Below are 13,492 nucleotides of genomic sequence, written 5' to 3'. Positions count from 1 at the left end.
CTTCGCCGGCCGAAGCCCTCATGAGGCGTTGCGGCAGTTAAGGCTACGGCCGGCGTAGGCCGGTGCTTCGTACTGAAGTACGCTTCGCTCCGGTTCTCGGGAGCCGCCATTCTCTGCTCGGCCTGACCTGAACCTCGCGCCATGCTCCGCGCTCAGCCTGTCGGCAAGATGAACACAAGCTTAATGCTGCAATGCAGCATTTGCATTGCGGCTATGCAAAGACGTCTGTTCAATTCGTGGGCAGCACTGCCTATCTAAGCGTCATCGAAACGATTTGATCCAACAACTGGAGGACAACCATGAACCCGATCCGCGCTTTCCGTAACTGGCGTATGTACAACGAAACCGTGCGCGAGCTGAACAAGCTCAACGCCCGTCAGCTCAGCGACCTCGGCATCAGCCGCGGCGACATCGAGAGGATTGCCCGCAAGGCCATCTAATTCGAAGCCTGGTCGGCCGATGAGGCCTGACCACGCGGCAGAAGCAAGAGCCGCCGCAGACGGTATCCGTCGCCGGTTCCGAGCCCGCTGGACCCTGTCCGGCGGGTTTTGTCGTCTTGGACCCCCTGTACAACTCGGCATCAATGATCGCCGGAGCCGAGGTCCTCCTGGCCTCCCCCGCTGTCCGGTGTCCGACGGCTGCGCCCTGCGCCAAAAACATTGCGAAACGGCAGCGGAGCGGTTATACAGGCCGCGAATTTCCCATTTTGGTGGCTCTAAACCACCGCCCGCGCGGGAACGCGGGCGAACGAGAAGGATTTTTGAAATGGCCAATACGCTGCTGATGCCCAAGGCGACCGCCGTCTGGCTGGTCGACAACACCGCGCTTTCCTTCGAGCAGATCGCGCAGTTCTGCGGGTTGCATCCGCTCGAGGTCAAGGCGATCGCCGACGGCGAATCGGCGCAGGGCATCAAGGGCATGGATCCGATCATGACCGGACAGCTGACCCGCGACGAGATCGCGCGCGCCGAGAAGGATCCGAACCAGCGCCTGAAACTGTCCGACCCCAAGGTGCGGGTGCCGGAATCCAAGCGCAAGGGTCCCCGCTACACACCGCTGTCGAAGCGCCAGGACCGGCCCAACGCCATCCTGTGGCTGGTCCGCAACCATCCGGAATTGAAGGACGCGCAGATTTCGCGCCTGGTCGGCACGACCAAGTCGACGATCGAACAGATCCGCGAGCGCAAGCACTGGAATTCGGCCAATCTGCAGCCGATGGACCCGGTGACGCTGGGTCTCGCTTCGCAGATCGACCTCGACATGGAAGTCAACCGCGCCTCGCGCGGCCGCGAGCAGGCGCAGCCTGTCGGCGACACGCTGCTGCCGGCTGCCGTGACCGAGCGCCTGGTGCCGGCGCCGGAGAAGCCGAAGGACGAGGATGCCGAGCTCGACGCAAACGCCGTGTTCGCCAAGCTCTCGGCGCTCAAGTCCAAGAAGGAAGATGCGGACGACGAGTAAGGTTTGCGACAGTTCATCAAAAAAGCCCGCTTCGAGCGGGCTTTTTCATTGATTATCGAAGTCTCAGCTGCGCGCCGCCCGGTCCGGCGTCATGCCATAGTCCTCCGAGCGTTCGACGGCGCGGTAGAAGTCGGCAAGCTGCTTGCCTCGCTCAGGCTTGAAGATGCGGCCGGCGATGACCACCGAGGCGATGCGGTCGATGCGGAAGGCGCGGAAATCGTCGCGCATCTCGCACCAGGCAACCAGCGTCCATACCTTGCCCCAGAACCACAGACCGAGCGGACGGATGTCACGCCCGGTGCCGCGGCCGGCCTCGTCGCGGTAGTCGATGGTCAGCACCTGTCGCTTCTCGACAGCGCGCTCGATCACGTCGATCGCCTCACGCGCGGCGTCGCTCACCACCCACATCGGCGTGTGGATCTCGGTGCGGGCGATGCGGTCCTTCTCGGCGTCGGGCAGGACGGCGCCGATCTTGACCAGCGCCTCGTCGGCCGCACGCGCCATGGCCGCGCCGCCAAAGGCCCGCACCATGCGGGCGCCGGCGACCAGCGCGACGATTTCGTCACGCGTGAACATCAGCGGCGGAAGGTCGAAACCCTCCCTCATCATGTAGCCGACGCCGGCCTCGCCGTCGATCGGCACTCCGGTCGACTGCAAATCGGCGATATCGCGGTAGATGGTCCGCTCGGAAACCTCGAGCCATGTGCCGAGCTTCTGGGCGGTGACCAGCCGGCCGCCACGCAGGTGCTGCACGATCTGAAAGAGCCTGTCGGCACGTCGCATCGTATGGTCCCTCGGCTGCTTGTCTATGAATGTCATGGGGCCAAAACCGGTTCCGGGTGACATCCATGTCCTGTTTTATGCTTGTCGTTCTCCCAAAAACCGCTGCGCACTTTTGGGCGACACGCATTATGGTTTAAGTCCTTCGCGCTTGCGCTGCACGGCGACGAATTCCGCGCCGAAGGACAACTTCTTCGTTGTCGGCGTGTTCACGTCGAGCACACGCCAGTACGGCGTGATATCGTTCAGCGTCATGCCGCGTTCGAGATCCTCATTGGCGGCTTCGGCGACGGTTCGCAGATGATAGCCGATGGTGACCGGACATGTCACTTGCGCCCCATGCTCGATGGCGAGCGCGGTGCGCAAGGCGCGTACATCCATCTCGAGGCCGTTGGGGATCGTGCGGATGAAATCATCGACCTGACGGGCCGTCGGCACCAGCATCGGCTGGCCCTCGACGACGTCGCCCATTGTGCGTGGCGTCGGCTTCACGCCGTTGACGCCCGGCGTGTTCAGCCTGTCGTTCCAGCTTTTCACCATTCATGTCTCCTGACACGTTTATGGCATGGTGCTCCTGACAGCATTCTGTCAGGAGCCTTCAGCATTGTCCGTAGCAGGCGCCAAAGTTTTTGCGCCAGCCCGAGGGGTCGCTGCCCGGGGGTCCATGTCAATGATCCGGGCGTTGCGGGGTCCGCATCCAAGCATTGTCATGTAAAACGCCTCAGATCTCGCGAATGCGGCTGTGACCCTCATACATATCCGGCCAGCCAATGTCCTTGCGGATGTCCGCCGGCAAGGAGTTCAGGAAGCGCTGGGTACGGACTTCATTGCGCATCGTGCGGATCTTGCCGACATAGTGCTGTACGCTGTTCAAAATACCAAAGCTGTTCATGACCATCTCCTCTTCTCTGATGGAGACACTATCGCATACCCCTCCTGACAGCAGTCTGTCAGGAGCATGTCAGCTCGTTGAAGAAAGCTGCGAGGTGCTTGGCGGTCGGTTCGGAAACGAGCCTTTTGTCAGGAATGGCCAAGTCGACCGAGACCATGCAAGAACCGCTTTGACAGCCTGTCGCGATGCTGCTCAAAGGCGGGCATGTCGAAACTCCTCGCGCTCGTCATCATCGGCATGATGGCCATTCAGCTGATCAAGCCGCTCGGCTGGCCGGGCCTGAAGCGGCGCGGCGATTTCTGGAAGCTGGCCCTGATCGCCATGGCGGCCATCGCGCTGGCGGGTGCGCTGGGGCACTGGGCATAGCCTTGAGGGTCAGGTCGGGTCCACCGTTCCCATGGCAATCATCCGGATGGCGTTGAGGCTGGGCACGAAGAAGTAATCGCCACCGCGCGTCGTCATGAATTCCGGCAGGTTCGCCGCAATAAAAGGCGTGCCGTTGGCCGGGCCGGCCGGAATGACATGCTTGCTCGATTCGGCGCGGTTGCCGGTCAGCGTGCAGGTGTCGTTGCCGGTTTCGGAATCCAGGCCGTAGCTCATCCATTGCTGCTGGATTATATTCTGGCTCAGATCCATTGGAAGCAGGCTGCAATCAACAGTATTTGGAAATACTCGCGTCAGTTCTCTGAAGCCCACCAGTCCGAGCTTGTGCCCCCTCAGGTCAATCGGCGAGCACCCATCCGACCAGATGTTCGGCCCAGGCGCGGTAACCGGCTTCCGAGGCATGAAAGCCATCGGAGGCAAAGCCGGCCTCAGGGTTGGTGATCGGCAGCCGTGGCGCCGGCACGGCGCCGCGCTCGAAACAGAGGCGCTCGCCCATGCGGTTCATTGCGGTAGCGCGGATTTCGAGTATCTTGCCGAGCAGCGGCGGCATGGCCGGCGCACGGGTGAATTCCAGCACCGGCGACCAGACGACGCGGGCCTCCGGCCATTTGGCGCGCAGCGCGTAAAGCAGGCCGCCGAACTCTTTCTTGAAGCGCGGCACCGAGTGGAAATTCTTGGTGTCGTTGGTGCCGATGGCCAGCACTATATGCGTCCACCGATCGGCCGACAGATTGGGCAGCACATGGTCGCGGATCTGGCCCGACGTTGCCGAGTTGAACCCGGCGGCGCGCCAGCGCACGGCAAGGCCGGTTCGTTTTGCGACCAGCATTGCAAGCTGCGCGGCAAGCCCGTTCTCGGAATTGCCGATGCCGACGGAAGCGGCCGAGGAATCGCCCAGCACCAGCAGCGAGATGGCCGGCGCCTTGCCCGATATTTCGTGCATGACCGGCCCTTGTGCCGGCAGCATGCGGGTGGTGCGGCGGCGCACGCCGAGGCCCTGCCAGACATAAACGGGGTAGGCGAGCCAGGTAAGAAGGGCCGGGAAGCGCATGGCGATACCGTTTAGAGATAAGCCGCAGCCTTAGCGCAAGTTTCGCCTGAGGTGAACGAGCTTCTAGTCGCAGCAGTTCGGCTTGTCCGCCTGCTTGTCCTGATATTCGTCATGCAGCCGCACCCAGTCCATCAGGCTATGATAAGGGCCATTTTCGCCGCGGCCCTTCGGTGTCATGTCGAGATAGTCGTAAGTGCCGATCTGGGCCTCGCCGCCGCGGGCGCGCGACATAAAGGTAAGGAATATGTCGCCGTTCTCTTCCTTGTAGAAAACACTGGTGCCGGGAAGGTCCTTTGACGTGCGCGGACGCGTCTCGAAATTGTAGGTGGTGTCGCCGGCCGCGATCTGCTTGTCGGTGAAGGAGACCTGCATGTCGAAGTTGAAATCCGAGGCGTAGGACGACACCCAGTCGAATTTCCAGCCCATACGCTGCTTGTAAGGCAGCAGTTCCGCCAGCGGCGCGCGCGCAACCACCACCAGCGACACGTCGTGGTGCCTGAGATGCTGATCGGCGCCGTCTATATGGTCGGCAAGGAAGGAGCATCCTTCGCAGCGGTGGTTCGATCCTGGCGTCATCATGAAGTGGTAGACGATCAGTTGGCTGTTGGCGCCGAACAGTCCGGCCAGGTTCTTCGGACCCTGCTCGGTCTCGAAGACATAGTCCTTGCGGATTTTCATCCAGGGCAGTTCACGCCGCTCGGCGGCGATGCGCTCACGCAACCGTGTCAATTCCTTCTCGCGCGCCAGATGCGCCTTGTGCGCCTCAAACCAGTCTTCACGCGAAACCACCTTGCTGCGAGTCATGAAGTTCTCCCTGTCTGTTCACCCAAGGACGTTTGGGGTGGGCAGAAACCGACATCGCCGTCAGCTTTTGCCGAAAGGAGATAAGGATGGACGAACTCCGTCCAAGCCGGGCTTTGCATAAACAAACCCGGGCGCACCGGCCCGGGTTGTATGACAACGGGAGGACTGCGCTCAGGCGGCCTGTTCGAGGCTCGCCGTCCATTGTCCCAGCGCCGCCAGATGGTTCATGTGGGCACGATGGGTGAAGGCGGCCTGGCCGGCGGCGACGTTCGATGCCTTGCCGCTCCAGGCCTTTTGCGGGGCGGCCTGCAAGGCGCGGCCATAGGAGAAGGTCAGCTTCCACGGATGCGGGCCGATGGCGTTGATGGCGTTGAGGTTGGCGGTAGCCTCCTCGTCCGACTGCCCGCCCGAAAGGAAGGCGATGCCCGGCACCGCTGCCGGTACGGTTTCGCGGAACAGTTTTATGGTCTTTTCCGCGACCTCTTCGGGGCTGCTCACCTTGCCCGACTTCCTGCCGGCCAGCACCATGTTCGGCTTCAGGATGGTGCCTTCCAGCACAACGCGCGCCGCATGCAGCTCGTCATAGAGCTTGATCAGCGTTGCCTTCGAGATGTCGTAGCAGGTGTCGATGTCGTGCGCGCCGTCCATCAGCACTTCCGGCTCGACGATCGGCACGATGCCGGCCTCCTGGCACAGTGCGGCATAGCGGGCCAGCGCATGGGCATTGGAGGCAATCGAATTGACCGAGGGCACGCCCTTGCCGCTGTCGATGTCGATCACCGCGCGCCATTTGGCAAAGCGGGCGCCGAGCTTGTAATAATCCGCGAGCCGCTCGCGCAAGCCGTCGAGGCCTTCGGTAACGGTATCGCCGGGAAAGCCGGCCAGCGGCTTGGCGCCGGCGTCGACCTTGATGCCGGGGATGGCGCCCGCCGCCTTGATGATGTCGACCAGAGGCGTGCCGTCGGCAGCCTTCTGACGGATGGTCTCGTCGTAGAGAATGACGCCGGAGATGTACTTCGTCATCGCGTCCTTGGCGCGGAACATCATCTCGCGGTAGTCGCGGCGGCTGTCGGCGGTCGATTCGACGCCGATGACGTCGAAGCGCTTCTTGATGGTGCCGGAGCTCTCATCGGCGGCCAGCAGGCCCTTGCCGCCGGCCACCATCGCGGCGGCAATGTCTTCGAGACGTTCGCTCATTTTTCTTCTCCTTGACGGTGTTGTTCCGCGCTTAAGGGAAGTCTACCGCCAAAGGAATGGCATCGGAAAGCTCGAATCGATTGAAAGTTTCCAGCGCCTCGTTTGACGCCCTCGTCCCGGTCAGGCTTGTTTCTTCAGCACGTCGACGCCGGGCAGCGGCTTGCCTTCCATCCATTCGAGGAAAGCGCCGCCGGCGGTCGAGACATAGGTGAAATCGTCGGCGACGCCGGCATGGTTGAGGGCGGCCACCGTGTCGCCGCCACCGGCGACCGAGACCAGCTTGCCGGCCCTGGTGCGGGCCGCCGCGTGCTTTGCCGCAGCCACCGTGGCGTGGTCGAAAGGCTCGATCTCGAAGGCGCCGAGCGGGCCGTTCCAGACCAGCGTCGCGGCGCGGTCGATCCATTCGCCGATCGTCTTCACGGTCTTTTCGCCGACATCGAGGATCATGCCGTCAGCCGGGACATCCGTAATGGCAACGGTCTCGCTGGCCGCACCCGCCTTGAATTCCTTGGCGACGACACCGTCGACAGGCAGGATGATGGCGCAGCCGGCTTCGGCGGCCTCGATCATGATCTGCTTGGCGGTCGCGGCAAGGTCATGCTCGCACAGCGACTTGCCGACAGCGGTGCCACGCGCGGCGAGAAAAGTGTTGGCCATGCCGCCGCCGATCACCAGCGCGTCGACCTTCTTCACCAGGTTCATCAACAGGTCGATCTTGGTCGACACCTTGGCGCCGCCGACAATGGCGACGACAGGGCGGACCGGATTGCCGAGCCCCTTCTCCAGCGCCTCGAGCTCGGCCTGCATGGTGCGGCCGGCATAGGACGGCAACAGCCGCGCCAGGCCTTCGGTCGAGGAGTGCGCCCGGTGGGCGGCGGAAAAGGCGTCGTTGACGAAGATATCGCCATTGGCGGCGAGCCGCTCTGTAAAGGCCGGGTCGTTCTTCTCCTCGGTCTTGTGGAAGCGGGTGTTTTCCAGCAGCAGCACATCGCCCTTGTTCATGGCGGCGACCGCACTGCCCGCCGTGTCGCCGACGCAGTCGCCGGCAAAGCCGACGGGGCGGCCAAGCACCTCCGCGGCAGCCTTGGCGATCGGCTCCAGCGAGAATTCGGGCGAGGGACCATCCTTCGGGCGGCCGAAATGCGCGAGCAGGATGACCTTGGCGCCCTTGCCGGACAGCTCGGCGATGGTCGGCGCGATGCGTTCGATGCGGGTGGCGTCGGTGACCTTGCCGTCGGCGACGGGCACGTTGAGGTCGACGCGCACCAGCACGCGCTTGCCGCTGATATTGCCGATATCGTCGAGTGTCTTGAAGGCGGCCATGCGGGTTCCTTTCCGTGGAAAATCGCCGGGACCATACCTCGCATCGATGACGATGCAAGGCTTGAGCCGGGGTGCGAGCTAAATTTTGAGATCAAGGCGAAGGCTGTCGTGATGATGCGGGACGTCAGCGTGAACCGATCGCTTGTCAGCCTTCGGTCGTTATCTTTTCCGCCGTCGGCTCAAGGGCCTTCTCATTGGCTGTCGCCTCTGCAGTCTGCGTCTCGGTCGGCTTGCGCCAGTTGCGGATGAAGGCGGAGACACGATCGCCGATCTCGCCGGCGCTCAGGAACACCGGAACCCGCGCCACCGGCGCGGTCGGCTCGAAGGAGAGGCCGAGACCGGTGATCTTGCCCTTGTCGTCGACGTCGCGGACGATCAATTCGATCGGGCCGATCAGCACCCGGTCGGCATATTCGGCATGGCCGCCGAGCCGCGCCGTCACCAGCGCGCCGACGGTGAGCTTCTGCTCGGCTTCGCTCAATCCCGGAGTGTATGCGGCCTCGAGCTCTGCGGCCGAGCGGGCGGGATCGACGGCGAAGGCGCCGAAGAAGTCGGCATCCTCGGGGTCGACCACGGCGCGGCTGGCGAACAGCTTGTCAAGCAGGCGCGGATAGCGGTCGGGCACGAAGATGTAGACCTGGTCGCCGGCCGCGAGCCGGCCCATGTCCTGGAAACGCATCGAGCGGCCGTCGCGCAGCACCAGCGAGGGCCGTGCCCAGCGCGGGATGCGCTCGCCGCGCGCCACCGGGCTGCCGGGCGCGACGCGGTAGGCGAGCAGTTCGTGGTGGGCGGAGCCCGGCAGTTCGAGTTCGACCTTGTCGAGCGGCCCGAGTCTCGCCGGCACGATCAGGCCGAGCCGGCGCGCCAGCGGACCGACCGACCAGCCCTGCACCACCAGCGATACCAGAACGATGATGAAGGCGACGTTGAAGATGGTGCGGCCGTTCTCCAGCCCTCCGAGCAGCGGAGTGATGGCAAGCAGGATGGACACGGCGCCGCGCAGGCCGACCCAGGAGACGAAGGCGATCTCGGGACGCGGCAGGCGGAACGGGATCAGGCAGAGCCAGACGGCGACAGGGCGCGCGACAAACATCAGGAACAGGCCGAGCAGCACCGCCGGCACCATGATCGCCGGAAACTGCGAGGGTGTCGCGAACAGGCCGAGGATCAGGAACATGATGATCTGTGCCAGCCACGACATGCCGTCCTGGAAGCGCTTCAGGATGGTGACGGCGCGGATGTCGGAGTTGCCGGCAATCAGCCCGGCGAGATAGACCGCCAGGAAGCCCGAGCCGCCAATGGCGCCGGCGGCGGCGAACACCATCAGCGACAGGGTCAGCACGAAGATCGGCAGCAAGCCATGGTCGAGGTTGAGCCGGTCGACGAGGCGCACGATGCCGAGCCCGCCAAGCACGCCGACGACGGCGCCGAGCCCCATATTGAGCAGGAAGCCGAGGATCAGGTCGGTGACCAGCACATGGGTCTCGGGATTGGCGTGGGCAGCGATGATCTCGACCAGCGTGATGGTCAGGAAGATGGCGATCGGGTCGTTGGTGCCGGATTCGACTTCCAGTGTCGCGCGCACGCGCTCGCGCAGATTGATCTCGCCGGCGCGCAGCAGGAAGAACACCGCAGCCGCGTCGGTCGAGGCGACCGCGGCGCCGAGCAGGAAGGATTCCAGCCAGCTGAGGTCGAGCAGGTAATAGGCGGCGGCGCCGAACAGGCCAGTGGTCAGGATTACGCCGAAGGTCGCCAGCGACACCGCCGGTCCGGCCGCCTGGCGCAGCGCGTTGAGCGGCGTGCCGAAACCGGAATCGAACAGGATGACCGCCAGCGCCAGCGAGCCGGCAAAATATGCCACGCGCGCATTGTCGAATTCGATGCCGAGACCATCGACGCCGCTGGCGAGGCCGATGCAGAGGAAGAGCAGCAGCAAAGGGGCGCCGAAGCGGAAGGCGATCAGGCTCGAGAACGCTGCGGCGACGACTAGCGCTGTGCCGACCAGCGTGACGAGATAGATCGCATGCTCCATCCGTGATTTGCCCCTCGAATTCCTCTTTCTACCGATTCACGGGAGAGTGGGGCGAAGGCATGGCCGGTGCAAGGCGCAAGGATGGCTTTTTGCCTGATGCCGCTGATTTTCCGGCGTTTGGCGGCTTGGCGCGCCTTGCCCGCCGCCCTGACGAAAAACGCCCGGACAAGCCGGGCGTTCGAAGCTGCGAGACGATGCCTTCAGGTCAGGCGATGGTCTTGCCAAAGGCGACCGAGGTGTCGGCCATGCGGTTAGAGAAGCCCCACTCATTGTCGTACCAGGACAGCACCGAAACGAAGTTGCCGTCCATGACCTTGGTCTGGTCGAGCGCCAGGATCGAAGAGCGCGGATCGTGGTTGAAGTCGATCGACACATTCGGATGATGGGTGACGCCGAGAATGCCCTTGAGCTTGCCGTTGGAGGCAGCGATCACCGCTTCGTTGATCTCCTGCACGGTGGTGGCGCGCTTGGCGATGAACTTGAAGTCGACAACCGAGACGTTGGGGGTCGGCACGCGGATCGAGATGCCGTCGAGCTTGCCCTTGAGGTCGGGCAGCACCAGGCCGATCGCCTTGGCCGCACCGGTCGAGGTCGGGATCTGCGACAGGGCAGCCGCGCGGCCGCGGTAGAGATCCTTGTGCATGGTGTCCAGCGTCGGCTGGTCGCCGGTGTAGGAGTGGATCGTCGTCATCATGCCCTTTTCGATGCCGACGGTCTCGTGCAGCACGGCGGCCAGCGGCGCCAGGCAGTTGGTGGTGCAGGACGCATTCGAGATGACGATGTGGTCCTTGGTCAGCTTGTCGTGGTTGATGCCGTAGACGACGGTGAGGTCAGCACCTTCGGCAGGCGCGGAGACGACGACGCGCTTGGCGCCGGCGGTCAAATGCGCGGCAGCCTTGTCGCGGGCGGTGAAGATGCCGGTGCATTCGAGCGCGATGTCGATGCCGAGTTCCTTCCACGGCAGTTGCGCCGGGTCCTTGATCGCGGTGACCTTGAAGGTCTCCTTGCCGACGGTGATCTGGTCGCCCGAGACCGACACTTCGTGCGGGAAGCGGCCGTGCACGCTGTCATAGCGCAGCAGATGCGCGTTGGTCTCAACCGGGCCGAGGTCGTTGACGGCGACCACGTCGATGTCCTTGCGGCCGGATTCATGGATGGCGCGCAGGATGTTGCGGCCGATGCGGCCAAATCCGTTGATGGCAACTCTGACGGTCATTTTACTCTCCCTGGGAGCTGGAGGCGGCAGATGGGTCCGCAGCTTCATAGCGGCGGATGGCACAAGAATCCAGCCGCAGAAGGCCGAATTTAAATCGATTAGGTTGGACCAGCCCCGCGAATCCGCCTTGGTGCGCGGGACTGACCCTGATCTTACTGGCCGTGCAGGCGGGCTTCCGCCGCCTTGGCCGCGGCTTCGGCGGTGATGCCGAAATGCGGGTAGAGCTGCTCGATGGTGCCGGAAGCGCCAAAGCCGGTCATGCCGATGAAGATGCCGTCGGAGCCGATCAGGTGATCCCAGCCCTGACGGATGCCAGCCTCGATCGCCATCTTGATCGGCGCGTTGCCGATCGTCTCCTTGCGGTAGGCGTCGCTCTGCTGGTCGAACAGTTCGAAGCAAGGCACCGAGACGACGCGGGTCGGGTGGCCATGCTGTTCCAGCAGTTCGCGGGCGCCGAGCGCGATCTCGACCTCGGAGCCGGTGGCGAAGATCGTCACCGCCGCTTCGCCGCTCGCCGCGGCCAGTTCATAGGCGCCCTGGCTGCTGAGGTTCCTGGCCGAGTGCTCGGTGCGCACCGTCGGCAGGTTCTGGCGGGTCAGCGCCAGGGTGGACGGGGTCTTTTCCGATTCAATGGCAATCTGCCAGCATTCGGCGGTTTCCACCGCGTCGGCCGGGCGGAAGACATTGTGGTTGGGGATGGCGCGGAGCGCCGCCAGATGCTCGACCGGCTGGTGGGTCGGGCCGTCTTCGCCCAGACCGATCGAATCATGGGTCATGACGAAGATCGAGCGGATGCCCATCAGCGACGCCAGCCGCATCGACGGACGGGCATAGTCGGAGAAGCACATGAAGGTGCCACCGTAGGCGATGAGGCCGCCATGCAGCGTCAGGCCGTTGAGGGCGGCCGCCATGCCATGCTCGCGGATGCCGTAGTGGACATAGCGCTGGCCGTAATCGTCCGGCGTGATGTTCTTGGTCTGGCTGGTCTTAGTGTTGTTGGAGCCGGTGAGGTCGGCAGAGCCGCCGATGGTTTCCGGCACCGCGCCATTGATGACTTCCAGCGCCATTTCCGACGATTTGCGGGTGGCGACCTTCGGCTTGTCGGCCGACAGCTTCTTCTTGTAGTCGGCAATGACGGCATCGAAATTCGACGGCAGCTTGCCGGCGAGGCGGCGCTCGAACTCGGCCTTCAACTCAGGCTTGGCCTTGGCCAGGCGGCCTTCCCAGTCGGTGCGCGGCTTGACGCCGGCCTTGCCGGCGGTGCGCCAGGCGTCGAGAATGTCGGCCGGAATTTCGAAGGGCGGCGAGTCCCAGTTGAAGAATTTCCGCGCGCCTGCGATCTCGTCGGCGCCGAGCGGCGAACCGTGCGCCTTGTTGGTGCCGGCCTTGGTCGGGGCGCCGAAGCCGATGGTCGTCTTGCAGGCGATCATCGTCGGCTTGTCGGAATGGCGGGCGGCTTCGATGGCGTAGGCGATCGCCTCGGGGTCGGTGCCGTCAATGTGGCTGGCGTTCCAGCCCGAGGCCTGGAAGCGGGCGACCTGGTCGGTGTTGTCTGCAAGCGAAACCGGACCGTCGATTGAGATGTTGTTGTTGTCCCAGAAGACGATCAGCTTGTTGAGCTTGAGGTGGCCGGCCAGCGCGATGGCTTCCTGGGAAACACCTTCCATCAGGCAGCCGTCGCCGGCCAGCACATAGGTGTAGTGGTCGACGAGGTCGTTGCCGAAGGCGGCGTTCATGATGCGCTCGCCGAGCGCGAAGCCGACCGAATTGGCGAGACCCTGGCCGAGCGGGCCGGTCGTCGTCTCGATGCCGGTGGCATGGCCGTATTCGGGATGGCCTGCAGTCTTGGAACCCAGCTGGCGGAAATGCTTGATCTGGTCGAGGGTCATGTCCTCGTAACCGGTCAGATGCAGCAGCGAGTAGAGCAGCATAGAACCGTGGCCGGCCGACAGGATGAAGCGGTCTCGGTCCGGCCAATGGGGGTTCTTCGGATCATATTTCAGAAAGCGGGTGAACAGCACTGTGGCGATGTCGGCGCAGCCCATGGGCAGGCCGGGATGGCCGGACTGGGACTTCTCGACGGCGTCCATGGAGAGAAAACGGATCGCATTGGCCATCCGGTCATGTTGTTCACGCGACGTCATGGTACCTCCGGGGTGGGGATTTGTGGGCTTGGCAGAGCCCAGGAAAGAGTGCGCGACACATAGCAGCCACGGGCTTTTAGTCAACAAATCGGCTGCACATTTGCCGGTCTTGTGATGGCTTTGAGACCTTATGGGGCGACCTACATTAGCGTTAGCGGGGGACAGTCGCGAGAGCTTTGTTGACGTTGCCTTCACCCGGTGCCTAATGTTT

14 protein-coding genes are annotated in these 13,492 nt (G+C 63.7%); 3 read left to right on the top strand and 11 right to left on the bottom strand.

Features of this window, described 5'->3' with window-relative positions:
• Window positions 1–299: 299 nt before the first annotated feature.
• The gene (locus tag AC3EML_RS01140) at window positions 300–440 is read left to right on the top strand and encodes a DUF1127 domain-containing protein (protein ID WP_023670143.1); all 141 of its coding nucleotides are present in this window, start codon (window positions 300–302) and stop codon (window positions 438–440) included.
• Between the two features lie 325 nt (window positions 441–765).
• Window positions 766–1,458, top strand: a complete 693-nt coding sequence (locus AC3EML_RS01135) for a DUF1013 domain-containing protein (RefSeq protein WP_023670142.1) — start codon at window positions 766–768, stop codon at window positions 1,456–1,458.
• A gap of 63 nt (window positions 1,459–1,521) precedes the next feature.
• Here the strand turns inward: AC3EML_RS01135 and AC3EML_RS01130 are convergent, their stop codons facing one another.
• The 3 genes from AC3EML_RS01130 to AC3EML_RS01120 all read right to left on the bottom strand — a co-directional run bounded on the left by AC3EML_RS01130 (window position 1,522) and on the right by AC3EML_RS01120 (window position 3,130).
• Entirely contained in the window at window positions 1,522–2,241 is a 720-nt protein-coding gene (locus AC3EML_RS01130) for a helix-turn-helix transcriptional regulator (protein WP_023683994.1), read from the bottom strand.
• Between the two features lie 126 nt (window positions 2,242–2,367).
• Window positions 2,368–2,778 (bottom strand): hypothetical protein, encoded by a 411-nt coding sequence (locus tag AC3EML_RS01125; protein WP_031199867.1) that lies wholly within the window; start codon window positions 2,776–2,778, stop codon window positions 2,368–2,370.
• 181 nt (window positions 2,779–2,959) lie between these two features.
• The gene (locus tag AC3EML_RS01120) at window positions 2,960–3,130 is read right to left on the bottom strand and encodes a hypothetical protein (protein WP_023670139.1); all 171 of its coding nucleotides are present in this window, start codon (window positions 3,128–3,130) and stop codon (window positions 2,960–2,962) included.
• Between the two features lie 204 nt (window positions 3,131–3,334).
• Between AC3EML_RS01120 and AC3EML_RS01115 the strand changes: the two genes are divergently transcribed.
• The gene (locus tag AC3EML_RS01115) at window positions 3,335–3,496 is read left to right on the top strand and encodes a hypothetical protein (RefSeq protein WP_023683991.1); all 162 of its coding nucleotides are present in this window, start codon (window positions 3,335–3,337) and stop codon (window positions 3,494–3,496) included.
• 9 nt (window positions 3,497–3,505) lie between these two features.
• On the opposite strand, the gene AC3EML_RS01110 is transcribed toward AC3EML_RS01115, so the two are convergent.
• From AC3EML_RS01110 to tkt, 8 genes are all read right to left on the bottom strand, one after another.
• On the bottom strand, window positions 3,506–3,730 hold the full coding sequence (locus AC3EML_RS01110) for a hypothetical protein (protein WP_155929767.1): 225 nt from the start codon (window positions 3,728–3,730) through the stop codon (window positions 3,506–3,508).
• 121 nt (window positions 3,731–3,851) lie between these two features.
• Window positions 3,852–4,565, bottom strand: coding sequence for an SGNH/GDSL hydrolase family protein (locus AC3EML_RS01105; RefSeq protein WP_023706280.1), 714 nt, complete (start codon window positions 4,563–4,565; stop codon window positions 3,852–3,854).
• A gap of 63 nt (window positions 4,566–4,628) precedes the next feature.
• Window positions 4,629–5,369 carry a DUF899 domain-containing protein gene (locus AC3EML_RS01100; RefSeq protein ID WP_023693666.1) on the bottom strand — a complete coding sequence of 247 codons (741 nt, stop codon included), beginning with the start codon at window positions 5,367–5,369 and terminating at the stop codon, window positions 4,629–4,631.
• Between the two features lie 171 nt (window positions 5,370–5,540).
• The gene (locus AC3EML_RS01095) at window positions 5,541–6,566 is read right to left on the bottom strand and encodes a class I fructose-bisphosphate aldolase (RefSeq protein ID WP_352522068.1); all 1,026 of its coding nucleotides are present in this window, start codon (window positions 6,564–6,566) and stop codon (window positions 5,541–5,543) included.
• Between the two features lie 120 nt (window positions 6,567–6,686).
• Window positions 6,687–7,889, bottom strand: a complete 1,203-nt coding sequence (locus AC3EML_RS01090; protein ID WP_352522069.1) for a phosphoglycerate kinase — start codon at window positions 7,887–7,889, stop codon at window positions 6,687–6,689.
• Between the two features lie 145 nt (window positions 7,890–8,034).
• Window positions 8,035–9,921 (bottom strand): potassium/proton antiporter, encoded by a 1,887-nt coding sequence (locus tag AC3EML_RS01085; protein WP_023683985.1) that lies wholly within the window; start codon window positions 9,919–9,921, stop codon window positions 8,035–8,037.
• A gap of 205 nt (window positions 9,922–10,126) precedes the next feature.
• Complete coding sequence (gene gap / locus AC3EML_RS01080) at window positions 10,127–11,137, bottom strand: type I glyceraldehyde-3-phosphate dehydrogenase (RefSeq protein ID WP_023683984.1); 1,011 nt, start codon at window positions 11,135–11,137, stop codon at window positions 10,127–10,129.
• A gap of 152 nt (window positions 11,138–11,289) precedes the next feature.
• A complete protein-coding gene (tkt, locus tag AC3EML_RS01075) occupies window positions 11,290–13,281 on the bottom strand; it encodes a transketolase (RefSeq protein WP_352522070.1) in 1,992 nt (663 codons plus the stop codon).
• Between the last annotated feature and the right edge of the window lie 211 nt (window positions 13,282–13,492).

Source organism: Mesorhizobium sp. P170090 (assembly GCF_057786115.1).
This window is presented reverse-complemented; position numbering and strand designations above follow the sequence as displayed.